The sequence below is a fragment of the Pseudomonas sp. SL4(2022) genome (assembly GCF_026625725.1).
Lineage (GTDB): Bacteria > Pseudomonadota > Gammaproteobacteria > Pseudomonadales > Pseudomonadaceae > Aquipseudomonas.
Genome location: NZ_CP113060.1, coordinates 2,652,833 through 2,674,614, shown reverse-complemented (window position 1 = coordinate 2,674,614; position 21,782 = coordinate 2,652,833). Strand labels below are relative to the sequence as shown.

18 protein-coding genes and 1 pseudogene are annotated in these 21,782 nt (G+C 59.7%); 10 read left to right on the top strand and 9 right to left on the bottom strand.

The window, feature by feature from the left end; all coding sequences use genetic code 11:
* The first annotated feature begins 106 nt into the window (after nt 1-106).
* The 3 genes from OU997_RS12610 to OU997_RS12600 all read left to right on the top strand — a co-directional run bounded on the left by OU997_RS12610 (nt 107) and on the right by OU997_RS12600 (nt 6,144).
* Nucleotides 107-1,732 carry a methyl-accepting chemotaxis protein gene (locus OU997_RS12610; protein ID WP_108488495.1) on the top strand — a complete coding sequence of 542 codons (1,626 nt, stop codon included), beginning with the start codon at nt 107-109 and terminating at the stop codon, nt 1,730-1,732.
* 200 nt (nt 1,733-1,932) lie between these two features.
* Nucleotides 1,933-3,063 carry an efflux RND transporter periplasmic adaptor subunit gene (locus OU997_RS12605; protein ID WP_108488494.1) on the top strand — a complete coding sequence of 377 codons (1,131 nt, stop codon included), beginning with the start codon at nt 1,933-1,935 and terminating at the stop codon, nt 3,061-3,063.
* A gap of 27 nt (nt 3,064-3,090) precedes the next feature.
* Nucleotides 3,091-6,144 (top strand): multidrug efflux RND transporter permease subunit, encoded by a 3,054-nt coding sequence (locus tag OU997_RS12600; RefSeq protein WP_108488493.1) that lies wholly within the window; start codon nt 3,091-3,093, stop codon nt 6,142-6,144.
* An 83-nt stretch (nt 6,145-6,227) separates the two neighbouring features.
* Here OU997_RS12600 and OU997_RS12595 read toward each other — a convergent pair whose 3' ends face one another.
* The 5 genes from OU997_RS12595 to OU997_RS12575 all read right to left on the bottom strand — a co-directional run bounded on the left by OU997_RS12595 (nt 6,228) and on the right by OU997_RS12575 (nt 10,481).
* On the bottom strand, nt 6,228-6,455 hold the full coding sequence (locus OU997_RS12595) for a hypothetical protein (protein WP_108486179.1): 228 nt from the start codon (nt 6,453-6,455) through the stop codon (nt 6,228-6,230).
* Between the two features lie 559 nt (nt 6,456-7,014).
* Nucleotides 7,015-8,658, bottom strand: coding sequence for a chaperonin GroEL (groL, locus tag OU997_RS12590; RefSeq protein ID WP_108486180.1), 1,644 nt, complete (start codon nt 8,656-8,658; stop codon nt 7,015-7,017).
* A 59-nt stretch (nt 8,659-8,717) separates the two neighbouring features.
* Complete coding sequence (locus tag OU997_RS12585; protein ID WP_108486181.1) at nt 8,718-9,011, bottom strand: co-chaperone GroES; 294 nt, start codon at nt 9,009-9,011, stop codon at nt 8,718-8,720.
* 224 nt (nt 9,012-9,235) lie between these two features.
* Nucleotides 9,236-9,685 (bottom strand): FxsA family protein, encoded by a 450-nt coding sequence (locus OU997_RS12580; protein WP_108486182.1) that lies wholly within the window; start codon nt 9,683-9,685, stop codon nt 9,236-9,238.
* A 64-nt stretch (nt 9,686-9,749) separates the two neighbouring features.
* The gene (locus OU997_RS12575; protein WP_108486183.1) at nt 9,750-10,481 is read right to left on the bottom strand and encodes a HugZ family protein; all 732 of its coding nucleotides are present in this window, start codon (nt 10,479-10,481) and stop codon (nt 9,750-9,752) included.
* Between the two features lie 94 nt (nt 10,482-10,575).
* Here OU997_RS12575 and OU997_RS12570 point away from each other — a divergent pair, with 94 nt between their 5' ends.
* Nucleotides 10,576-11,334: an SDR family oxidoreductase gene (locus OU997_RS12570; protein ID WP_108538029.1), complete on the top strand. Its 759-nt coding sequence runs from the start codon at nt 10,576-10,578 to the stop codon at nt 11,332-11,334.
* A gap of 66 nt (nt 11,335-11,400) precedes the next feature.
* Here OU997_RS12570 and OU997_RS12565 read toward each other — a convergent pair whose 3' ends face one another.
* The gene (locus OU997_RS12565) at nt 11,401-12,405 is read right to left on the bottom strand and encodes a DUF481 domain-containing protein (RefSeq protein ID WP_108486200.1); all 1,005 of its coding nucleotides are present in this window, start codon (nt 12,403-12,405) and stop codon (nt 11,401-11,403) included.
* Between the two features lie 116 nt (nt 12,406-12,521).
* Nucleotides 12,522-13,520, bottom strand: coding sequence for a DUF481 domain-containing protein (locus OU997_RS12560; protein WP_108486201.1), 999 nt, complete (start codon nt 13,518-13,520; stop codon nt 12,522-12,524).
* Between OU997_RS12560 and OU997_RS12555 the strand changes: the two genes are divergently transcribed.
* Nucleotides 13,519-13,911: an MGMT family protein gene (locus OU997_RS12555; protein ID WP_267806862.1), complete on the top strand. Its 393-nt coding sequence runs from the start codon at nt 13,519-13,521 to the stop codon at nt 13,909-13,911. The two genes, OU997_RS12560 and OU997_RS12555, sit on opposite strands and share 2 nt — an antisense overlap.
* A gap of 133 nt (nt 13,912-14,044) precedes the next feature.
* On the top strand, nt 14,045-15,589 hold the full coding sequence (locus OU997_RS12550) for an AmpG family muropeptide MFS transporter (RefSeq protein ID WP_108486203.1): 1,545 nt from the start codon (nt 14,045-14,047) through the stop codon (nt 15,587-15,589).
* Nucleotides 15,590-15,626: 37 nt separating this feature from the next.
* Here OU997_RS12550 and OU997_RS12545 read toward each other — a convergent pair whose 3' ends face one another.
* Nucleotides 15,627-16,457: a mechanosensitive ion channel family protein gene (locus tag OU997_RS12545; protein ID WP_108486204.1), complete on the bottom strand. Its 831-nt coding sequence runs from the start codon at nt 16,455-16,457 to the stop codon at nt 15,627-15,629.
* Nucleotides 16,458-16,555: 98 nt separating this feature from the next.
* Nucleotides 16,556-17,035, bottom strand: coding sequence for a YajQ family cyclic di-GMP-binding protein (locus OU997_RS12540; protein WP_108486205.1), 480 nt, complete (start codon nt 17,033-17,035; stop codon nt 16,556-16,558).
* Nucleotides 17,036-17,173: 138 nt separating this feature from the next.
* On the opposite strand from OU997_RS12540, the pseudogene OU997_RS12535 reads away from it, so the two are divergent.
* The 4 genes and pseudogenes from OU997_RS12535 to OU997_RS12520 form a co-directional block, all read left to right on the top strand.
* Nucleotides 17,174-18,053, top strand: a pseudogene (locus OU997_RS12535) (response regulator); the annotation flags it as partial.
* A gap of 110 nt (nt 18,054-18,163) precedes the next feature.
* Nucleotides 18,164-19,072: a putative 2-dehydropantoate 2-reductase gene (locus tag OU997_RS12530; protein WP_267806859.1), complete on the top strand. Its 909-nt coding sequence runs from the start codon at nt 18,164-18,166 to the stop codon at nt 19,070-19,072.
* Between the two features lie 83 nt (nt 19,073-19,155).
* Nucleotides 19,156-21,174, top strand: a complete 2,019-nt coding sequence (locus OU997_RS12525) for an ATP-binding protein (RefSeq protein ID WP_108486208.1) — start codon at nt 19,156-19,158, stop codon at nt 21,172-21,174.
* Between the two features lie 2 nt (nt 21,175-21,176).
* Entirely contained in the window at nt 21,177-21,761 is a 585-nt protein-coding gene (locus tag OU997_RS12520) for a cob(I)yrinic acid a,c-diamide adenosyltransferase (RefSeq protein WP_108486209.1), read from the top strand.
* Nucleotides 21,762-21,782 lie beyond the last annotated feature (21 nt).

Here is a 21,782-nt window from a genome sequence, read left to right as displayed (position 1 = left end):
GTACGTGAAATACTGCGGCACAGCCGATACCAGTTGAGAAGGACTTCGCAGTAGGACGCGCTCGCGTCACTGGCATTTCGTATTCCACAGTCGGGGGTATCCACCCATGTTTCTGCAGAAATCCTTGCGCGCGCAAATCCTCGCCCTGCTCAGCGGCAGCCTGGCGCTGATTCTGGTCACGGCACTGGCCTGTTTCAGCTTCCTCTCCAGCGGCATGCAGGCCTATCGTGGCCTGCTTGATGGCCCATTGGAGGCGTCGACGCTGATTGATTCAACCAACCTGAACTTCAAGACCCAGGTACAGGAGTGGAAAAACGTCCTGCTGCGTGGCAGCGACAAAGCCCAACTGGACAAATACTGGGGCCAGTTCGAAGCACAGGAGCGCAAGGTTCAGGACTTACTGGGCAAATTGAGCGAGCTGGCCGGTGCCGACCGCGCGCTGAAAACCAAGGTCGACACCTTGCGCAGCGAACACCAGACGCTCGGCGCCAACTACCGCAAGGGTCGCGATGCCTTTGTCGCTGCTGGCGGTGACGCTGCAGTCGGTGACAAGGCGGTGTCCGGCATTGACCGCAACACAGCACAACAGTTGGAGGCCCTGTCCAACGAATTGCATAAACAAAGCCTGGAGCAAGCAAGCCAGATCAATGCCGCAGCAGACCGCACCATCACCTATGGCACCCTGCTGATGCTCGGCGCTACCGTGGTGACCGCCCTGTTCAGCTTATGGCTGGTCAACCGCAACTTAATCAACCCGATCCGCGAACTGATTGATCATATCGCCCAACTTAGCCGGGGCAACTTCGGCCAACATGTAGATGCCACACGCCAAGACGAACTGGGCAAACTCGCCGTCGCGGCCAACATCCTGCGTGACTTCCTCGCCGACACCTTTACCCGCCTGAAACGCAGCACGGCTGACCTGGATATCGCCAGTGGCGAACTCAACTCGATCGCCACCCTGATGGCCCAGGGAACACGCGAGCAATTCTCGCGTACCGACCAGGTCGCCACCGCCATGCATGAAATGTCCGCCACAGCCCAAGAAGTCGCCCGTCATGCGGTTGAAGCTGCCGGCGCCGCCGACGCGGCTGATAATGCGGCACGCCAGGGCGATATGGTGATGCAGGCCACCATCAGCACCATCACTGATATTCGCAGCGAAATCAGCAACACCTCAGACGTGATTCGCCGCCTGGAAAACGATACAGGACGAATTGGTAAGGTGCTGGAAGTCATTCGTGGCATCGCCGAGCAGACCAATCTACTGGCCCTCAATGCGGCCATCGAAGCCGCACGCGCCGGTGAACAGGGTCGAGGCTTTGCCGTGGTAGCCGACGAAGTGCGCACCCTGGCGCAGCGTACCGCCGAGTCCACCGCGGAAATCCACCAGATCATCGACACCGTACAAACCGGGGCGGTGAATGCAGTGCGCGCCATTCAAAGCGGCCAGCAGCGCAGCGAAGAAGGCGTGACCCAGGTGACCGAAGCCGGCGCCACGCTACAGCTGATCACCAACGCAGTGGAAGCGATCCGCGACATGAACCGGCAGATCGCCACCGCCGCCGAAGAACAGACCTCCGTGGCCGAAGATATTTCGCGCAACCTCACCGAGATCACCTCCATTGCCACAGCCAATCAGGAGAACGTCCAGCGCACCGAAAGCGCCGGGCGCAACCTGCATGACCTGTCAGGGCAGCTAAATGAGGTTACTCAACGCCTGAGTGCCTGACCCGCGGAGCGCACTGAAAAGCAAACAACAAAATGCCAGCACATGCTGGCATTTTGCTTAAAAAGCACTTGATCAATCAGGCAACTTTTGTACAGCAATATTTTGCAAATGCGAATCTTTGACAGGCCTCTGCGCGAGGTCTAATGTGCCCCTCTTGCCTATTCCCAGGCCCTCTTACCGCTTTGCCAAGGAACCGGAATATGTTGCTTCGCCGCATGCTGATCATGCTCGGCGCGGTACTCCTCGTGGTACTCGCCCTCGCCGCCTACAAAGGCTTTTCTATCTACCAACAAGTGCAGATGTTCTCGGCACCGCAGCCGGCCGTCAGCGTAGATGCGGCCAGCGCCGAAACGCGTCCGTGGCAGGGCCGCCTGCCGGCCATCGGTACACTCAAGGCCTTTCAGGGCGTTGACCTGACCGTGGAAGTCGGCGGCACTGTGCAACAGGTGCTGTTCCGCTCCGGTGAGCAGGTTACCCTGCAGCAGCCGCTGATCCAGATGGACAGCGATGTCGAACAGGCCAGCCTGGCCACTGCACAGGCAGAGCTGGGTCTGGCCCGCGTGGAATATGAACGCGGCCGCAGCCTGATCAGTCGGCAGAGCATCTCGAAGAGTGAGTTCGACCGACTTCAGGCCAGCCTGCAGAAAGCCAACGCCAGCGTTGCCCAGCTGCAGGCGCAACTGGCGAAGAAGCGCATCCTTGCACCCTTTGCCGGCACGATCGGCATCCGCCAGGTGGATGTTGGTGACTACCTCGCCTCCGGCACCACCATCGCCACCCTACAGGACCTGAGCAAGCTCTACGTCGACTTCTTCCTGCCGGAGCAGGCGGTGCCCCAGTTGGCCATCGGCGAGCGCGTGCGCTTCAGCGTAGCGGCTTACCCGAACGAGGTGTTCGAAGGCGAAATCGCTGCGATCAACCCCAAGGTCGAAGACACCACGCGCAACGTGCAGGTCCGCGCCATGCTGACCAACCCGGAGAGCAAACTGCTGCCGGGTATGTTCGCCAACCTGGAGGTTCTTCTGCCCGGTGAACAGGATCGGGTCGTTGTCCCGGAAACCGCCATCACCTACACCCTCTACGGCAATTCGGTGTACGTGATCGGCGAGAAGAAAGGAGAAGACGGCCAGGTGGTCAAAGATGACAAAGGCCAGGCCGAACTGACTGTCGACCGCCGCTTCGTTGAAACCGGCGAACGCCGTGAAGGCCAAGTGGTGATTCTCAAAGGCCTGCAAGCCGGTGAGCAGGTGGTATCCGCCGGCCAGCTGAAGCTGGATAACGGCGCCCATGTCAGCATCGCCAACTCGCAGGCCAAGCCAAGCGCCAATTAACCCGGCGCGGCGCAAAGGAACTTATTTATGGCTTTTACTGATCCCTTTATCCGTCGCCCGGTACTAGCGACCGTGGTCAGTCTGTTGATCATCCTGCTTGGCTTCCAGGCATTCAGCAAACTGACCATCCGCCAGTATCCGCAGATGGAAAGCGCCCTGATCACGGTGACCACGGCTTACCCCGGGGCCAATGCCGAGACCATCCAGGGTTATATCACCCAGCCGCTGCAGCAGAGTCTGGCCAGTGCCGACGGCATTGACTACATGACCTCGGAGAGCCGGCAGAACGTATCGATCATCTCGATTTATGCGCGCATCGGCGCCAACAGCGACCGCCTGTTCACCGAACTGCTGGCCAAGGCCAACGAGGTGAAGAACCAGCTGCCGCAGAACGCCGAAGACCCAGTGCTGAGCAAGGAAGCCGCTGACTCCACGGCGCTGATGTACATCAGCTTCTACAGCCAGGAGCTGAGCAACCCGCAGATCACCGATTACCTGTCGCGGGTCATCCAGCCCAAGCTGGCCACCCTGCCGGGCATGGCTGAGGCCGAAATTCTCGGCAATCAGGTGTTCGCCATGCGCCTGTGGCTCGATCCAGTAAAAATGGGTGCATACGGCGTGACCGCCGGTGACGTAAACGATGCGGTGCGCAAGTACAACTTCCTTGCCGCAGCCGGTGAAGTGAAAGGCGAGTACGTGGTCACCAGCATCAACGCCGAAACCGACCTGAAATCGGCCGAGGCGTTTGCCGCCATCCCGTTGAAGACCGTGGGCGACAGCCGCGTGCTGATCCGCGATGTGGCGCGGGTGGAAATGGGCGCGGAAAGCTACGACGCGATCAGCTCCTTCGACGGCACCCCCTCGGTGTACATCGCCATCAAGGGTACGCCGGGGGCCAACCCGCTGGATGTGATCAAGGAAGTGCGCAAGGTCATGCCAGACCTGGAAGCGCAGCTGCCGCCGAACCTGAAAGTTTCCATCGCCTATGACGCCACCCTGTTTATCCAGGCATCCATCGACGAAGTGGTGAAGACCCTCGGCGAAGCGGTGCTGATCGTCATCGTGGTGGTGTTCCTGTTCCTCGGCGCGTTCCGTTCAGTACTGATCCCGGTGATCACCATCCCGCTGTCGATGATCGGCGTGCTGTTCTTCATGCAACTGATGGGCTACTCGATCAATCTGCTGACCCTGCTGGCGATGGTGTTGGCCATCGGCCTGGTGGTGGACGACGCCATCGTTGTGGTGGAGAACATCCACCGGCATATCGAGGAAGGCAAAACGCCTTTTGATGCGGCCATTGAAGGCGCACGGGAAATCGCGGTACCGGTGATATCCATGACCATCACCCTGGCGGCCGTCTATGCGCCCATCGGCTTTCTGGAAGGCCTCACCGGCGCGCTGTTCAAGGAATTCGCCCTGACCCTGGCCGGCGCGGTGATCATCTCCGGCATCGTCGCCCTGACCCTGTCGCCGATGATGTGCGCCAAGCTGCTGCGCCATGAAGAGAATCCATCGGGCCTGGCACACAAACTCGATCAGATTTTCGACAGCCTCAAGCGCCGCTACCAGCGCGCCCTGCACAGCACGCTGGACACACGCCCAGTGGTGCTGGTGTTTGCGGTGATCGTCATGTGCCTGATCCCGGTGCTGCTCAAATTCACCAAAAGTGAACTGGCTCCCGAAGAGGATCAAGGCATCATTTTTATGATTGCCAATGCCCCACAAGCCACCAACCTCGACTACCTGAATAAGTACACCGATGAGTTCGTGACCATCTTTAAGGAGTTCCCCGAGTACTACTCCTCCTTCCAGATCAACGGCACCAGCGGTGTGCAATCGGGTATCGGCGGCTTCCTGATGACGCCGTGGGGTGAGCGCGAGCGCACGCAGATGGAAATCCTTCCCGAGGTGCAAGCGCGCCTGTCGCAAATCGCCGGCCTGCAGATTTTCGGCTTCAACCTGCCTGCACTGCCAGGCACCGGTGAAGGGTTGCCGTTCCAGTTCGTGATCAACACCCCTAACGACTACCAGTCCCTGCTGCAAGTGACCGAGCGGGTCAAGCAACGCGCCGTGGAGTCTGGCAAGTTCGCCTTCCTCGACGTCGATCTGGCCTTCGACAAGCCAGAAGTGGTCGTAGAAATCGACCGCGAGAAAGCCGCACAAATGGGCGTGTCCATGGAAGACCTCGGTCTGACCCTGGCCAGCCTGCTCGGCGAAGGTGAAATCAACCGCTTTACCATCGACGGGCGCAGCTACAAGGTGATCGCCCAGGTCGAGCGTGCTTACCGCGACAATCCGGGCTGGCTGAACAGCTACTACGTGAAGAGCGAAAGCGGTGCGATGCTGGCGCTGTCAACCCTGGTCAAGGTCAGCGACCGTGCTCGCCCGACCCAGCTCAACCAGTTCCAGCAGCTCAACTCGGCCATCATCCAGGGCGTGCCAATTGTCAGCATGGGTGAAGCGGTCGAGACGGTGACGCAGATCATGCAGGAAGAAGCGCCTGCTGGCTTTTCCTACGACTACGCCGGTGCATCGCGCCAACTGGTTCAGGAAGGCAATGCCCTATATGCCACCTTCGCCCTGGCCCTGGCCCTGATCTTCCTGGTGTTGGCGGCGCAGTTTGAGAGCTTCCGTGACCCGCTGGTGATCATGGTCACGGTACCGCTGTCGATCTGTGGAGCGCTGCTTCCACTGTTCCTCGGCCTGTCGAGCATGAACATCTACACCCAGGTGGGCCTGGTGACGCTGATTGGCCTGATCACCAAGCACGGCATCCTTATCGTCGAGTTCGCCAACCAGCTGCGGCGTGAGAAAGGCCTGTCGCGCCGTGACGCGGTCGAAGAAGCGGCGGCGATTCGTCTGCGTCCGGTGCTGATGACCACCGCGGCGATGGTCTTCGGCATGGTGCCGCTGATCCTCGCCAGTGGCGCTGGCGCGGTCAGCCGCTTCGACATCGGTCTGGTGATCGCCACCGGCATGTCGATCGGCACGCTGTTCACCCTGTTCGTGCTGCCCTGCGTGTACAGCCTGCTGGCGCAGCCTGATGCTCCCAACACAGCAGTCGCCAAGGCCCACGGATAGAACACACTGCGCACAGGGACTCACGCAACAAAAAGCCCGGCACTAAGCCGGGCTTTTTTATACCTGCCCCCCCCGCAAAGCGCCTAGCCTTGCGAACGCACACCCTGGGACAGGCTGAACATAAACAGCAGCAAATCCTGATCCGGGCGGACCACCTCGGCCGCTCGCGCCTGAGGTGGCAATGGGCAATAACCCAATTGCTCGTTCAGGGTGATGACCTGGGGGCTGGCTTCCTGCCAGGCCGCCGCCGCGAGCGAGGCCACGCTGAGCGCGGTGGCCAGAAACAAACCTCGTGCGATTTCTAGCTTCATCACTGCAACCTCTTGATAGCGCTGCCAAACGCTTTGTTCTCACCCTAGATCATGGACAACCGCTACGACGCTCTATGCGACCGACGGTCATATTCACGCCCCTTCAGGATCGTCCTGATCCACTCACATAGTGCTCGACAGCCAGACTTCGAACCTACCCAGACGCGTTGGTTCAATACTGAGCCTAACCAAGGATTGGCCAGGTACAGCGGTAACAACCCTGGGGTCACTTTATTGCCCAGTTGCATCAGCAACAGACAGGCTAGAAGCAATGGTTTTGAAGCGACCAACCACCGGTATCTCGACCACTACCAGCGCGCAAGCCGCACGGTAGAGCACATCCAGGTGAGGTCAAAATGAGCAGCAACAATGCTGAATAGCAGCACGGTGCCAATTGACAGGCTCCAGTCCGGGAGCACGCGCCATACAAAGCAATTGGCGTACCGCTTTGCCGAGGGGACTGTTTATAGCCGAGAAAAATGAAAACCCCGTGACAGGCACGGGGTTTTCTTTACAGCGTACAGCCCATCTAGCGATGGGCTGTGAGAGCTGGGCTGGCTTACATCATGCCGCCCATGCCACCCATGCCACCCATGTCTGGCATACCGCCAGCAGCTGGTTTGTCTTCAGCCACTTCAGCGATCATCGCTTCGGTGGTGATCATCAGGCTGGCGATGGAGGCAGCAGCCTGCAGCGCAGTACGGGTCACTTTGGCCGGGTCGAGAATACCCATCTCGATCATGTCGCCGTAGGTGTCGGTGGCGGCGTTGAAGCCGTAGTTGCCCGAACCCTGCTTGACCTTGTCGACTACAACGCTTGGCTCGCCGCCAGCGTTGGCCACGATCTGACGCAGCGGTGCTTCAACCGCACGACGCAGCAGCGCGATACCCACGTCCTGATCGGCGTTGTCGCCTTTCAGTTCGCTGATGGCTTGCAGCGAACGCACCAGCGCCACACCACCGCCAGGTACCACGCCTTCTTCAACGGCTGCACGGGTGGCGTGCAGGGCGTCTTCAACGCGGGCTTTCTTCTCTTTCATTTCCACTTCGGTGCCAGCACCGACCTTGATCACGGCAACACCGCCAGCCAGTTTGGCCAGACGCTCTTGCAGCTTCTCTTTGTCGTAGTCGGAGGTGGTGTCTTCAACCTGCTTGCGGATCTGCGCAACGCGAGCCTCAATATCAACCTGCGCGCCAGCGCCGTCGATAACGGTGGTGTTTTCCTTGCTCAGGATCACACGCTTGGCGTTACCCAGGTGCTCCAGGGTCGCGCTCTCCAGGCTCAGGCCTACTTCTTCGGAGATCACGGTACCGCCAGTCAGGATGGCGATGTCCTGCAGCATGGCCTTGCGACGGTCGCCGAAGCCCGGTGCCTTGACGGCAGCGACTTTAACGATGCCACGCATATTGTTCACAACCAGAGTCGCCAGGGCTTCGCCTTCAACGTCTTCCGCGACGATCAGCAGCGGACGGCCGGACTTGGCAACAGCTTCCAGAACCGGCAGCAGTTCACGGATGTTGGAGATCTTCTTGTCAACCAGCAGGATCAGCGGGCCGTCGAGTTCGGCGACCATGGTGTCCGGCTTATTGATGAAGTACGGCGACAGGTAGCCACGGTCGAACTGCATGCCTTCAACAACCGACAGTTCGTTTTCCAGGCCAGAGCCTTCTTCAACGGTGATCACGCCTTCTTTGCCGACTTTTTCCATGGCTTCAGCAATGATGTCGCCGATGGAGTTGTCAGAGTTGGCAGAAATGGTGCCAACCTGGGCAATCGCCTTGGTGTCCGCACAGGGCTTGGACAGGGCTTTGATTTCTTTGACGATGGCGATGGTCGCCTTGTCGATGCCGCGCTTGAGGTCCATCGGGTTCATGCCGGCAGCGACGGCTTTCAGGCCTTCGTTGACGATGGCTTGAGCCAGAACGGTGGCGGTGGTAGTGCCGTCACCGGCGTCGTCGTTAGCACGGGAGGCAACGTCCTTTACCAGCTGCGCGCCCATGTTCTCGAAGCGATCTTTCAGCTCGATCTCTTTTGCAACGGAAACACCGTCTTTGGTGATCAGCGGAGCACCGTAGCTCTTCTCGATCACCACGTTGCGGCCTTTCGGGCCGAGGGTCGCTTTTACCGCGTCAGCCAGAACGTTGACACCGGTGAGCATTTTCTTGCGGGCGGAATCGCCGAATTTAACTTCTTTAGCAGCCATGATGGTTATTCCTTGATTCGTTCAGATAGAGCGGAATTCGTAGCGACAGAGCGCTGAAATCAACCTTCAACGACAGCGAGGATTTCGCTCTCGCTCATTACCAGCAGGTCTTCACCGTCAACCTTGATGGTGTTGCTGCCGGAGTAAGGGCCAAACACCACTTTGTCACCGACTTTAACGGCCAGAGCACGCACTTCACCGCTGTCCAGTACGCGGCCGGTGCCTACCGCCACGATCTCGCCCTGATTCGGCTTCTCGGCAGCGGAACCTGGCAGCACGATGCCGCCTGCGGTTTTCTTTTCTTCTTCGCTGCGACGGATTACGACGCGGTCATGCAGAGGACGAAGCTTCATTGTCGATCTCTCCCTATAGGTGGTTTTTCGGCCGGTGCAGTCACCGGCGGGTTAGCAAAGTCCGGCGGGGCCGGTAGCGCTGCGCCAGGCGTAGCGCTGAAGTCTGATCTGTCTGAATGACAGAAAACCTTGCGGTGTCCGCTACATAAGGGCGTAAAAGGGGATTTCAAGGGTGGCGGATGATTATTTTTGCGATCAATGCCGCCCAAATGAGGCCTGCGGGGTCAGTCACGGCGTTCGTATTCGCCTTCCAGCACATTGGGGCGAACTTGCCCGGAGCGCGCGGCCTGGTCGTCGAAAAAGGCGCGCTGGCGCATGGCCTGCTCGGCGGCCCGCAGGCGCACCTTGTTGACCAGCAGGCGACGGGTGAAGGGAATCAGGCAGAGCACGCCGAAGATGTCGCTGATAAAGCCCGGCAGCAACAACAGACCACCGCCGACGGCGATCAGCAGGCCTTCAAGCATCTCCTGCTCAGGCAGCTCACCGCGCGCCAGCTTTTCCCGTGCCCGCCAGGCCGTGGCAACGCCAGCTACGCGCAGCAAAACGCTGCCGAGAATGGCCGTACCGATGACCAGCAACAGGGTTGGCAGCACGCCGATAGCGCTCCCGACCTGAATCAGCAGGGCCAGTTCGATGATCGGAAACAGCAAAAAAAGAAATAGAAAAGCACGCATCACAGGGGTCCTTAACGGAAGATCAGCTTCCAGTAAGAGGGAAGTATGGGGTGTCGGGCTGAATTCAAGCTGAAGCCTGACCGTCGGTCGGCCAGGTTTCAGCGCGGGCCAGCGCCACCAAGGCTTGGCGCACCGCCAGCGGACTGTTACAGGATGTTGGAAAGGCCAGCCAATACAGGCTCTGGCCGATGCGCAGGTGGAAACCTTCGCTGTCCAGCCCCACCAGCTCGGCCGGCACGTGGGCAGGCAAACCGGCCAGTTCGACATAGTGAGCGATGGCCTTGGCATGATCGCTGTTCATATGCTCGGCCATGCTGATTTCACTGTCGCCAGCAAAGGGATTGGCCAACGCCACCTGCTCCAGCCAGTGAATGGCACCAAAACCACCGATATAGCGCCAGCGCACCGGCTCCAGCCGCCAGAAATCAAAATCATGGGCCTGGTGATAGCCACGCGAATCCGGGAAATAGCGGTAATAGCGCTGCGCGGCCGCCGCAATCTGCCCCTCGTCATCCAATTGTCGCGCTTGCGCGAGCAAAGTAAGACGGCCGACCGCCTGTACATCTTCCGCACCGCGCTCGCCCACCAACAGCGAGCATTTACCGTCCTGCTTGAGGTTATGGGTGTGCTGAGCGATGCGACTGATCAAAATCAGCGGATAACCGTCAGCATCCAGGCAATAGGGCACCACTGATCCGAAAGGGAAACCCGGCATGGCCTTGGAATGGGTGCTGAGCACGCCCCGGTATTCCTTGAGCAGCAATTCTCGGGCATGCTTGCCGGCTTTCACGCTCACCTTATGACTCCTTGCATAGAATCCGTCACAAACGGACAGGCGCCTAGATTACCGCGCCGACAAGGCTCCACGACACCATTTGAGGGGAATCGCAATGCAACTTACAGACAAGGTCATCATTATCACCGGCGGCTGCCAAGGGCTTGGCCGCGCCATGGCCGAATACCTGGCAGGAAAAGGTGCCAAGCTGGCACTGGTCGACCTGAATCAGGAAAAACTCGACGAAGCTGTCGCGGCCTGTAAGGCGCTGGGCGTGGAAGCGCGCGCCTACCTGTGCAACGTCGCCAATGAAGAACAAGTGATCCAGACCGTGGCCCAGGTTGCCGAGGACTTCGGCGCCATCAATGGCCTGGTCAACAACGCCGGCATCCTGCGTGACGGCCTGACCATCAAAGTCAAGGACGGCGAAATCACCAAGCTGAGCCTGGCCCAGTGGCAGTCGGTGATCGACGTCAACCTCACCGGCGTGTTCCTCTGCACCCGTGAAGTGGCCGCGAAGATGATCGAACTGAAGAACGAAGGCGCGATCATCAACATCTCCTCCATCTCCCGCGCCGGCAATATCGGCCAAGCCAACTATTCCGCCGCCAAGGCCGGTGTGGCAGCCGACACCGTGGTCTGGGCCAAAGAACTGGCGCGTTACGGCATCCGCGTGGCGGGCGTAGCACCGGGCTTTATCGAAACCGAAATGGTTGCCAGCATGAAACCGGAAGCGCTGGAACGCATGACCTCGGTCATCCCGCTGCGCCGCATGGGCAAACCCGCCGAGATCGCTCACTCGGTGGCTTACATTCTGGAAAACGACTACTACACCGGTCGTGTTCTGGAACTGGACGGCGGCCTGCGCCTCTGATCGCAAGATCGGCAGCTACAAACAAAAAGCCCCGCAAACGCGGGGCTTTTTTATGCGACTAAGACCTTACCAACCCACGCCAAAACCCAGGCTGTAGCGGGTTTCGTCCAACTCACCTTCCGAGCCGCTGACCAGGTCTTTCTCGGCCTTCATATTCAGCGAGGCCCAGTCGGTCAGCTTGTAGCGCAGGCCCACAGCGGCATCCAGGGTGTAGTCAGCGGCGTTGGCCAGCGGCTTACCCACTTCGCCATCGCTGAACAGTTCGACACTCTTACCGACCAGATAACGGTTGTAATCCCACTTCATGCTGACGGCATAGAAGTTGTCGTTCTCGCCATTGGCATATTCGTAGTCAGTGCGGTTAAGCAGGCCGGCCACGGAGAAGGCGCCCAGCTCGTTATCCCAGAACTGGTAACCCGGACCGCTACCCACGGTACGCTGGCGACGCAGGTCCTCCAAGTGATCACGTTTGTACTCCAGCCTACCTTGCCAGAACCAGTGTTCGGTCAGGAAACGGTCCAGCGCGTACTCAGCACTCCAGTTATTGGTCGTTTCTACATCGTTCTGGAACTCGCGGTTGTACTCGGCCTTGCCATTGTGCCGCCACAGACCATGACGAGCCTGGGTTTTCAGGCTGACGTCATAGTCGTCGGTATCACGCTCGGCGCGCTTGTAATCCAGCGAGGCATCCACATTACCTTTCCAGATGAAATCCTCGACCAGCGGCTTGGGCTTAAGGATCTGTTGAATACTGGCCAGCTCAATGGTTTTCGGCGCCTCACCATTGGCCAGCGTGACCTTGCCAGGTTCGGCAGGCTGCAAGGACTTGGCGCGCTCGCCGTGTACCGCGCTCTCCTTGACCAACAGTTCCTGATCACTTTCCAGCGTGGCGATCTTGCGCCAGTCCAGCGCAATGGCACCGCCGTAATCCGTTTCCAGCAGCAATTTGCCACCGTCGTAGAACTTGATCTTGCCGCTCAGGCGGTCACCATTCTTCAGCCAAACGGTATCGGCCAACGCCGAGGTTGTCGCGGCACTCAGGGCCAGGCACAGCAGGGTTCTGGAAAACATACGAAAAGGAATCTGTCTCGGGTTTGCGAAAGGTCGCGCATTATCCGTATGCACACCGCAAGAGCAAGCACTGACCGACAGAAGCCCCACGTGTTCAGCTTAGAACCCCTGAGACGCTACCAACCGACCCCCACTCCGAGCAGATAACGTCGCTCGCTGGAGGTCTGACCCAAACCACGCGCCATATCCAACTCATACAACAGCGACAACCGCGCCCAGTCGTTGAGCCGATATCGCAGCCCCACCTCGCCATCGAGCACATAGTCCACCTGTTCAATCTCAGGCACCTGCAGCTCCGCATTGCTGTACAGCTCTAGCCGAGTACCCCAGAGCAAGCGCTTGTAATCCCACTCCAGCGAATAGGTATTGAAATCCAGCTCGCCCAGACTGCTGCGCATCTGCGTGCGGTTGAACTGGGTAATCATGTCAAAACGTCCCAGTTCGTTATCCCAAAAGCGATAACCGGGACCTGCACCGAAGGTGCGCTGACGCGAAAACAAGGCAAACTCATCCTCGTCATGCTCCACACCGACCCGCCAGAACCATTGGTCCGTCAGAAAACGGTCAAGGTCATACTCCAGCTGCCAGTTGTCCGCAGTCTTCACATCATTCTTGACCTTGCGCTCCAACTCGCTGCTGAGCACATGCCGCCAACGGCCATGCTCAACGCGAGTATTACCTTTGAGCTTCCATTCGTCGGTCTCGCTGTCATCACGCTTCATGTCCAGCTTGGCGTCCAGGTTGCCCTCCCAAACCCGGTCACGCAGCAACGGACGCGGCGGTATAAGACGATTGATGCTGGCCAGGGGAATGGTCTGGGTACTGGCATTAACCATACGCACCATGCCTTTGCCGGCGGCTTCCAATTGTTTGCTCTGCTCGCTGTCGAAACCCTCACGCCTGACCAGCAAGGGTTTCTCCGAGCGCAGGGTGTCGATATCCTTCCAGGCAATCAGCACCTGTCCGGCGTACTTGGTTTTCAACGCCAGCTTGCCGCCATCCAGAAGAATGATCTCCCCCGTCAGCCGATCACCATTATTCAGCCATACCGTATCCGCCCAGGCGGGCGTACACAGCAGAGTAATCAACAAGCACAACAGGGAACGTAGCAACATGATGGAAGCGCCAGACAGCCAGCCAGAACAGGGAGCGAAGCATGCCGCGTCAGCCCGTCCGACAGCAAGCCACGACGCACGGCGTGGCGCACTGTATAACGTGCTGGCCCAAGTGCCGGCCGGCAGTGTGGTGAGCTATGGCCAGTTGGCGACTTATGCCGGCCTGGGGCGTGCGGCGCGCTGGGTCGCACGCACGCTCAGTCAGTTGCCCGAGGGCAGTACACTGCCCTGGCACCGCGTGATTGCGGCGAACGGGCGCATCAGCCTGCCCGCAGGCAGCCCCGGCGGCACCGAGCAGCGCATCCGGCTGCGTGACGAAGGCGTGCAAATCCACAACGACAGGGTGGATATGCCGCGCTATGGCTGGCGACCAATGGAGCACAGCAAGTAGGGGCTGTTGCCGTTTTATCGCGACCGCGCAGGAGCCTGGCGAGATTTTTAGCGGCAACGCGGCTTGCGCTAAAACGGTAACAGCCCCTAGAGTGCGCCCTTTAATAGGTCAAACTCAGGCTGATACCCCTTCAATGCCCCGTAAAAGCTGGCGCGACGCCATTGCTGCCTACTCCAGCCCCTCCACATTGGTGCTGTTGCTTCTAGGGTTCGCCGCTGGCCTGCCATATATGCTGGTGTTCTCCACCCTATCTGTCTGGTTGCGCGAAGCCGGTGTCGCGCGAGAAACCATTGGTTTCGCCAGCCTGATCGGCTTGGCCTATGCCTTTAAATGGGTCTGGTCACCCCTTCTCGACCAGTGGCGCCTGCCACTGCTCGGCAAGCTGGGTCGCCGCCGCTCCTGGCTGGTGCTATCGCAACTGCTGATCGCTATTGGTCTTGCCGGCATGGCCCTGTGCGACCCGCAAACCCACCTGACCTGGCTGATTTCCCTGGCCGTATTGGTGGCGTTTGCCTCTGCGACTCAGGACATCGCTGTCGATGCCTACCGCCTGGAAATCGTTGACGACACCCGACAGGCCGCCCTTGCCGCCAGCTACATGGCGGGTTACCGCGTCGCCGCCCTGCTGGCAACCGCGGGTGCCCTGTATTTCGCCGAAGGATTTGGCTCAACCGCCTTGCTCTACCAGCATGCCGCATGGGCTGGCACCTACCTGCTGTTTGCCTTGCTGATGCTGCCAGGCCTGCTCACCAGCCTGTGGATGCGCGAACCCGATGTACCATTGCGCACCCAACTGGCTGCCGCGCGCTACGGCTTCAGCCACCAGATCGTGTCCGTACTGGTATTGATCGTCTTGCTGGTTTCCGTACCAGCCATGTTCACCCAGTTCTACAACACCGACTTTGCCAGCCTCATCAATGGTGAAGCGACTCTGCTCAACCTGCTGCTGGAGGATCGCGCCTTTTTGCGCGCCCTGCTGTACACCATCCTGACGGCGCTGTGCCTGTCGTCCATGGGTCGCCGCGGTTTGGCGCCGGTGCTCACGCCTGTCAACGATTTCATTGTGCGTTACCGCTGGCAGGCCTTTCTGCTGCTGGGGCTGATCGCCACCTACCGCATGTCAGATACGGTAATGGGCGTGATGGCCAACGTGTTCTACATCGATCAGGGCTTTACCAAGGACCAGATCGCCAGCGTCAGCAAACTCTTCGGCCTGGTCATGACCTTGGTTGGTGCAGGTATCGGCGGCTTGCTGATCGTGCGTTTTGGCATTTTGCCCATTCTGTTCATCGGCGGTGCGGCGTCTGCCGCCACCAACCTGCTGTTCCTCATGCTCGCTGGCATGGGGCCTGATGTGCAGATGCTGATTCTGACCATCTCTGCCGATAACTTCAGTGCCGGGCTGGCCACAGCCGCCTTCGTTGCCTACCTGTCGAGCCTGACCAACCTCAAGTTCTCCGCCACCCAATACGCCCTGCTCAGCTCAATCATGCTGCTGCTACCGCGACTGATCGGTGGATACTCTGGCGTGATGGTGGAGAAGCTCGGTTACGCTGAATTCTTCCTGGCCACAGCCCTGCTTGGCGTACCGACACTGATCCTGATCCTGTTGCAGTGGCGACGAGAACGCACCCAGCCTGTCCCGCCGGAGCCACTCAGCTCGGCCGAACAGGCATAAAAAAGCCCCGCCTGAGCGGGGCTTTTTACCAGGCGGTTCAACCCGCCTGCTGCACCAGATGCACCACCCGTTGCGGGAACGGAATACCAATACCCGCCTCGGTTAAGCGCTCCTTGGCCAACTCGGTAAACGTAAACGTCACCGGCCAGAAATCCGCAGTGGCGACCCAGACACGCAACGACAGGTTGATGGCACTCTCACCCAGCCCGGTCACCAGCACCACTGGCTCGGGATCACGCTGCACCCGCGGGTCGGCGGCAATCGTCAAGAGAACCTCACGGGCCTGCTTGATATCACTGGCGTAGTCGATGCCCAGGTTGATATCCACGCGACGGAACGCTTCGCGGGAGTAGTTGGTGATGTGGCCGTTTGACAGACTGCCGTTGGGTACGATCACGACCTTGTTGTCCGCCGTTTTCAGCGTGGTATGGAAAATCTGGATGCTGTCGACGCTTCCCGCCACGCCCTGTGCCTCAATCCAGTCCCCGGCACGGAACGGCCGGAACAGCATGATCAGCACGCCTCCGGCAAAGTTAGCCAGACTGCCCTGCAGCGCCAGACCAATCGCCAGGCCTGCCGCACCGATCATGGCGATAAACGAGGTGGTTTCAACCCCCACCATCGACGCCACACTGATCATCAGCAAGACTTTGAGGACGATACTGACCAAGCTGCCGATAAAGCTGCCGAGGGCGCGATCTACCTGACGCAGAGACAGCAAACGGCCAATGCTGGTGGTCAGCTTACCGACCAGCCACCAACCGATCAGAAAAGTAATCAGCGCCAGCGCAAGCTTACCGCTGTACTCCAGTACCACAGGCAGCCAGGCCTCCGACACCTTGGCCAATTGCTCGACATTCATTTCCATGGGTGCTCCTTTTTCCTCAGCTTTAAAGGCAACCGCCATGGCAAGCCATGACGGTCAGACGCATCGAGCCGTGTGCGACGCCATGTGGCGACAAGGGTTTAATCGCGGAAGTTGTTGAACTGCAGCGGCATGCCGAATTCCTTGGCGCGCAGCGAGGCGATTGCTTCTTGCAGATCATCGCGCTTCTTGCCAGTAATACGCACCTGCTCACCCTGGATAGCAGCCTGGACCTTGAGCTTGCTGTCTTTGATATGAGCGACGATCTTCTTCGCCAGCTCTTTCTCGATGCCCTCGCGCAGAATCACCTCCTGCTTGACGCTCTTGCCCGACGCATAGGCGTCCTTGAACTCCAGACACTGCACATCGATCTTGCGCTTGACCAGCGCCAGCTTGAGAATCTCAATCAGCTGTTCTAACTGAAAATCCGCATCGGCCGTCAGGTTGACAGTCAGCTCTTTCAGCTCAAAGCTACCTTTACCACGCAGGTCATAGCGACGTTCCAGCTCTTTGATGGCGTTATCGATGGCGTTGGTAACTTCATGTTTGTCCAGCTCGGACACCACGTCGAACGAAGGCATGGGTTTGCTCCAGATAGACGGCGCGCCCTGCATCACGAATGGGACACGCCTGGCTTGACGATAAAAAAACCCGGCCATTATATAGCGGGAGCAACAAACACTGCCCGGCGAAGTCGCGGGTCCTTGTGATTTACCCTAGCGAGCCTGCACATGCCGAACCCCCACCTGAGCATTTTGGTCGTCGATGACGCCAAGTTCTCCAGCGCCATGATCGGGCGCGTCCTGACCCAGGCGGGCTATCAGGATCTGCGTTTTGCCAGCAGCGCCGCCGAAGCCATCAGCCTGCTGGAGCAGCGCCCGGCCAGTGTGCTGCTCGCCGACTGGCTGATGCCGGAGATGAACGGCCTGGAGCTGACCGTGAAAGTACGCCAGTTCGACGAAATGGCTCATCACTACACCTACGTCATCCTGCTCACCGGCAAGGAAGGCGAAAACGTCTTGGGTGAAGCCTTCGACAGCGGTGTCGATGACTTCATCAGCAAGGCCGCGATGAACGAACAACTGGTGCCGCGCATCTTCGCCGCCGATCGCCTGTGCAACACCCTGCAACGCCTGTTGCAGGAAAACCGCCTGCTCACCGAAAACATCGCCAGCCTGGAAAAGCGCAACCTGATCGATCCGCTCACCGGCCTGGGCAACAACCGCTACCTGCACCAGAAGATGCTCGACAGCCTGCGCCAGGTTGAATCCCGTGGCGGCGCGCTCTGCTACCTGCTGATTGGCCTACAGGACATGCATGAGCTGCACCAGCGGCATGGCGATGCCTTCTACAACGAACTGCTGACCGGCGTGGCCCGGCGCCTGCAACAACTGGTGCGGCCGCTGGATGTTCTGGTACGCCTGGATGAGTGCCACTTCGGCCTGATTACCTTGCTGGCCGATCTGCATGAGTGCTCACCCAGCAGCTTCAAACGCCTGCATGAAGGCATCAACCTCAAGGCCTTCAAGACCAGCGAAGGCTTTATCAGCCTCAAGGCCGGTATCAGCCTGGTGGGGCTTGATGCAAAAGGCCTCCCCATCACCCCGGACCAGATTACCGACCACGCAACCCGGATACTGCCCGAATCACACAGCACCGGACTGGTGACCGCGTTGCGCCTGTCCTTGCCGCAATAAGCCTCGCTCAGCATGTGGCATATCCTCGGCGCCGGCAGCCTCGGCACCTTATGGGCGACGCGTCTGGCGCGAGCCGGCCTGCCGGTGCAGCTGATCCTGCGCGACTCGACGCGACTGCATGGCTATCAACAGGCCGGCGGGCTGACCCTGATAGAGCAGGGCCAGCCACAGCATTACCCCATCGCCGCGCAAACACCTGATCACCGCCAGCCGATCCAGCGCCTGCTGCTCGCCTGCAAGGCCTACGACGCCGCAACTGCGGTGGCCCAACTGGCCCATCGCCTGGTTCCTGGTGCCGATATCCTTCTGCTGCAGAATGGCTTGGGCAGCCAGGACGAAGTGGCCCGCGCAGCCCCCCAGGCACGCTGCATCTTTGCCTCAAGCACCGAAGGCGCCTTTCGCCAGGCCGACTTTCAAGTGGTGTTCGCCGGCCACGGCCACACCTGGATTGGCGACCCACTGAACATGCAACCGCCCGACTGGCTGGCAGACCTGCACCAGGCCGGAATAGCCCATGACTGGAGCCTGGACATCCTTAGCCGACTGTGGCGCAAGCTGGCCTTGAACTGCGCGATCAACCCGCTGACCGTCTTGCAAGACTGCCGCAATGGTCAACTGCGTGAGCACCCCGCTCAACTCGCCTGCCTCACCGACGAGCTGGTCGAACTGTTGCAACGCTGCGGCCAGAGCAACGCCGCCGAAGGCTTGTATGACGATGTGCTACGGGTGATCCAGGCCACGGCCATGAACTACTCCTCCATGCATCAGGATGCCAGCCAGGGTCGGCGCACGGAAATCGCCTACCTGCTGGGCTATGCCTGCCAGGCCGCACAACGCCATCAACTGCCCCTGCCGCACCTGCAAGCCCTGCACGCCCAGTTACTGAACCACCTCACTGCACGTGGACTACCCTGCCACTGAGGCGGCTGATGTTTCCTGGCTTGCGCACGCACCTCATCAGCCCCTAACCTGCCTCTACGTCCAACTTCACGACATGCATAACCATGCCCCTGCGCCAGCGTCTTGAGAATCTTCCGGTAGGCCGCAAACTGCTGGTCGCCCTGCTGGCCTTGCTGGCCGCCGTCATGCTGGTGGCCAACCTGGCCTTTATCAGCGCGGCCTACTGGATATCCCAGGAAAGCGTGGCCCCGCAGGCCTTGCACACCCTCGGGCGATTGATTGCCAGCCCGCCCCTCAGCACCCAAGCATTGAGCTCACACGACGCAGCCGAAGCACTGCTCAAACGCCTGGATGACTACGCCCCCCTGCGTGCGGCTGTGATCTATGACAGCCGAGGCCGCAGCCTGGCGCAGTTACAACGCGGTGAAAAACTAAACCTGCCGCCGCGCATCGAGGAAGTAGAAACCTGGCGCCACAGCGAGTTTCGAATCAACCAGCTGGTCGAACTGCCACAGCCATCCGGCCACTCCGGCCACTTGTTGCTGGTTGCGTCAAGCGAATTGCCTGGGGTCTTCTACACCGGCACCTTGACCGCCAGCGGGGTGATTCTGGCGTTCAGCGTGCTGCTCTGGCTGCTGGTTTCACGCCAGATAAGGCGCCTGATTACCCGTCCCATCCGCCGCCTGGAAGAACTGTCACGCCAAGTCACCCATGAAGAGAACTATGCCCTGCGCGCTCGCCGTGGCAACCGCGACGAGATCGGCAGCCTGGCTGATGCCTTTAACACCATGCTGATTCGTATTGAAGCCCGCGAACAGCAACTCAAGCGTGCCCGTGACGACGCCCAGGAAGCGTTCGACCAGGCGCAGCACCTGGCCGAGGAAACCCGCCACTCCAACCGCAAGCTGGAACTGGAGGTGCAGGTGCGCAGCAAGATCGAGAAAAAACTCACCGGCTTTCAGAAGTACCTCAACAGCATCATCGACTCCATGCCCTCGGCACTGATCGCTCTCGACGAGCAGCTCTATGTCACCCAGTGGAACCAGGAGGCCAGCAGCCTCTCGGGGACGCGCCTGGACGAAGCCCTTAACCAACCGATCTTTCTTGCCTTTCCACCGCTCAAGCCCTTCATCACACAGCTGCAGCGCGCCGTGGAAAAACACCATGTAGAAAAGATCGAACGCGTGACCTGGGGTAAACCCGAGCAACAACGCCACTTTGCCCTGACTTTTTACCCGCTGACGGGCAGCAGTGGGCGCGGCGTGGTCATCCGTATCGACGATATTACTCAGCGCCTGAATCTGGAAGATATGATGGTGCAATCGGAAAAAATGCTCTCGGTTGGCGGCCTTGCCGCGGGCATGGCACACGAAATCAACAACCCGCTGGGAGCGATCCTGCACAACGTACAGAACATTCGCCGGCGCCTGTCCCCCGAACTGGACAAGAACCGTGAGCAGGCCGAACAGGCTGGTATCAGCCTGCAAGCCATCGACCGCTACCTCAACGCTCGGGAAATTCCACGCTTGCTCGACGGCATTCAGCAGGCCGGCACCCGAGCAGCGAAAATCGTCAGCCACATGCTCAACTTCAGCCGCCGCAGCGATCGCCAGCTGGCCCCCTGCAACCTCCCAGCCTTGATTGATCAGGCAGTGGAAATTGCCAGCAACGACTTCGACCTGACCGAGAGTTTCGACTTCAAGAGCCTGACCATTGAGCGTGACTTTGCCGAGAACCTGCCCACGGTACCGGCAACCGCCAACGAGTTGGAGCAGGTGCTGCTCAACCTGCTGAAGAACGCCGCGCAGGCCATCCATCAGCGCACCGAAAACCGCCAGCCCGGGCAGATCACCCTACGCGTACGCCAGGTAACACCCTGGGTGGAAATCCAGGTGGAGGACAACGGTGTCGGGATGTCCGAGCTGGTGCGCAAACGCATCTTCGAACCATTCTTCACCACCAAGGAGGTCGGTCAGGGCACCGGACTCGGCCTGTCGGTGTCCTACTTCATCATCACCAACAACCATAAAGGGCAGATGGAGGTGCAATCCAAGCCCGGTCAAGGCACCTGCTTCACCCTGCGCCTGCCACTGACTACCAGCCACCCCGACACAGGTCTCTAAACATGGGTTACCGCCTTTCAAAAATTTACACCCGCACCGGCGATGCCGGAGAAACCGGTCTGGCCGACGGCCGCCGCGTGACCAAGGATCATCCTCGGGTCGATGCCATGGGCGAAGTGGATACACTGAACAGCCATATCGGCCTGCTGCTGGCCGATATGACCGAGCACGTTGGCGCATGGCCGGGGCTGAGCGAGATCATCGAGGTGCTCGCACCCTGTCAGCACCGCCTGTTCGACCTCGGCGGAGAACTGGCGATGCCCGACTACCAGGCCCTGCAAGCCCCGGAAATTGAACGCCTGGAAGCCGCCATCGACCGCTGGAACGAAGAAGTCGGCCCGCTGGAGAATTTCATTCTGCCCGGCGGCTCACGCCTGATCGCTCAGGCTCACGTGTGCCGCAGCCTGGCACGTAGCGCCGAACGTCGCTGCCAACACCTGAATGCGCTGGAGCCGATTCGCGGCGTAGGCCTGGCCTACGTCAACCGACTGTCCGACCTGCTATTTGTTGCCGCACGGCTGATCGCCAAACGCCAGGGCATCGATGAAGTGCTCTGGCGGGCGGCTGCCAAAGAACCGCACAGCTAAGCGCGTAGTCGCGTAGTCGCG

What these genes read in the sequence shown, in the direction of transcription:
- OU997_RS12610 (WP_108488495.1), top strand. Translation starts at nt 107, where the DNA reads ATGTTTCTGCAGAAATCCTTGCGCGCGCAAATCCTCGCCCTGCTCAGC.
- OU997_RS12605 (WP_108488494.1), top strand. Translation starts at nt 1,933, where the DNA reads ATGTTGCTTCGCCGCATGCTGATCATGCTCGGCGCGGTACTCCTCGTG.
- OU997_RS12600 (WP_108488493.1), top strand. Translation starts at nt 3,091, where the DNA reads ATGGCTTTTACTGATCCCTTTATCCGTCGCCCGGTACTAGCGACCGTG.
- OU997_RS12595 (WP_108486179.1), bottom strand. Translation starts at nt 6,455, where the DNA reads ATGAAGCTAGAAATCGCACGAGGTTTGTTTCTGGCCACCGCGCTCAGC.
- groL (WP_108486180.1), bottom strand. Translation starts at nt 8,658, where the DNA reads ATGGCTGCTAAAGAAGTTAAATTCGGCGATTCCGCCCGCAAGAAAATG.
- OU997_RS12585 (WP_108486181.1), bottom strand. Translation starts at nt 9,011, where the DNA reads ATGAAGCTTCGTCCTCTGCATGACCGCGTCGTAATCCGTCGCAGCGAA.
- OU997_RS12580 (WP_108486182.1), bottom strand. Translation starts at nt 9,685, where the DNA reads ATGCGTGCTTTTCTATTTCTTTTTTTGCTGTTTCCGATCATCGAACTG.
- OU997_RS12570 (WP_108538029.1), top strand. Translation starts at nt 10,576, where the DNA reads ATGCAACTTACAGACAAGGTCATCATTATCACCGGCGGCTGCCAAGGG.
- OU997_RS12565 (WP_108486200.1), bottom strand. Translation starts at nt 12,405, where the DNA reads ATGTTTTCCAGAACCCTGCTGTGCCTGGCCCTGAGTGCCGCGACAACC.
- OU997_RS12555 (WP_267806862.1), top strand. Translation starts at nt 13,519, where the DNA reads ATGATGGAAGCGCCAGACAGCCAGCCAGAACAGGGAGCGAAGCATGCC.
- OU997_RS12560 (WP_108486201.1), bottom strand. Translation starts at nt 13,520, where the DNA reads ATGTTGCTACGTTCCCTGTTGTGCTTGTTGATTACTCTGCTGTGTACG.
- OU997_RS12550 (WP_108486203.1), top strand. Translation starts at nt 14,045, where the DNA reads ATGCCCCGTAAAAGCTGGCGCGACGCCATTGCTGCCTACTCCAGCCCC.
- OU997_RS12545 (WP_108486204.1), bottom strand. Translation starts at nt 16,457, where the DNA reads ATGGAAATGAATGTCGAGCAATTGGCCAAGGTGTCGGAGGCCTGGCTG.
- OU997_RS12540 (WP_108486205.1), bottom strand. Translation starts at nt 17,035, where the DNA reads ATGCCTTCGTTCGACGTGGTGTCCGAGCTGGACAAACATGAAGTTACC.
- OU997_RS12530 (WP_267806859.1), top strand. Translation starts at nt 18,164, where the DNA reads ATGTGGCATATCCTCGGCGCCGGCAGCCTCGGCACCTTATGGGCGACG.
- OU997_RS12525 (WP_108486208.1), top strand. Translation starts at nt 19,156, where the DNA reads ATGCCCCTGCGCCAGCGTCTTGAGAATCTTCCGGTAGGCCGCAAACTG.
- OU997_RS12520 (WP_108486209.1), top strand. Translation starts at nt 21,177, where the DNA reads ATGGGTTACCGCCTTTCAAAAATTTACACCCGCACCGGCGATGCCGGA.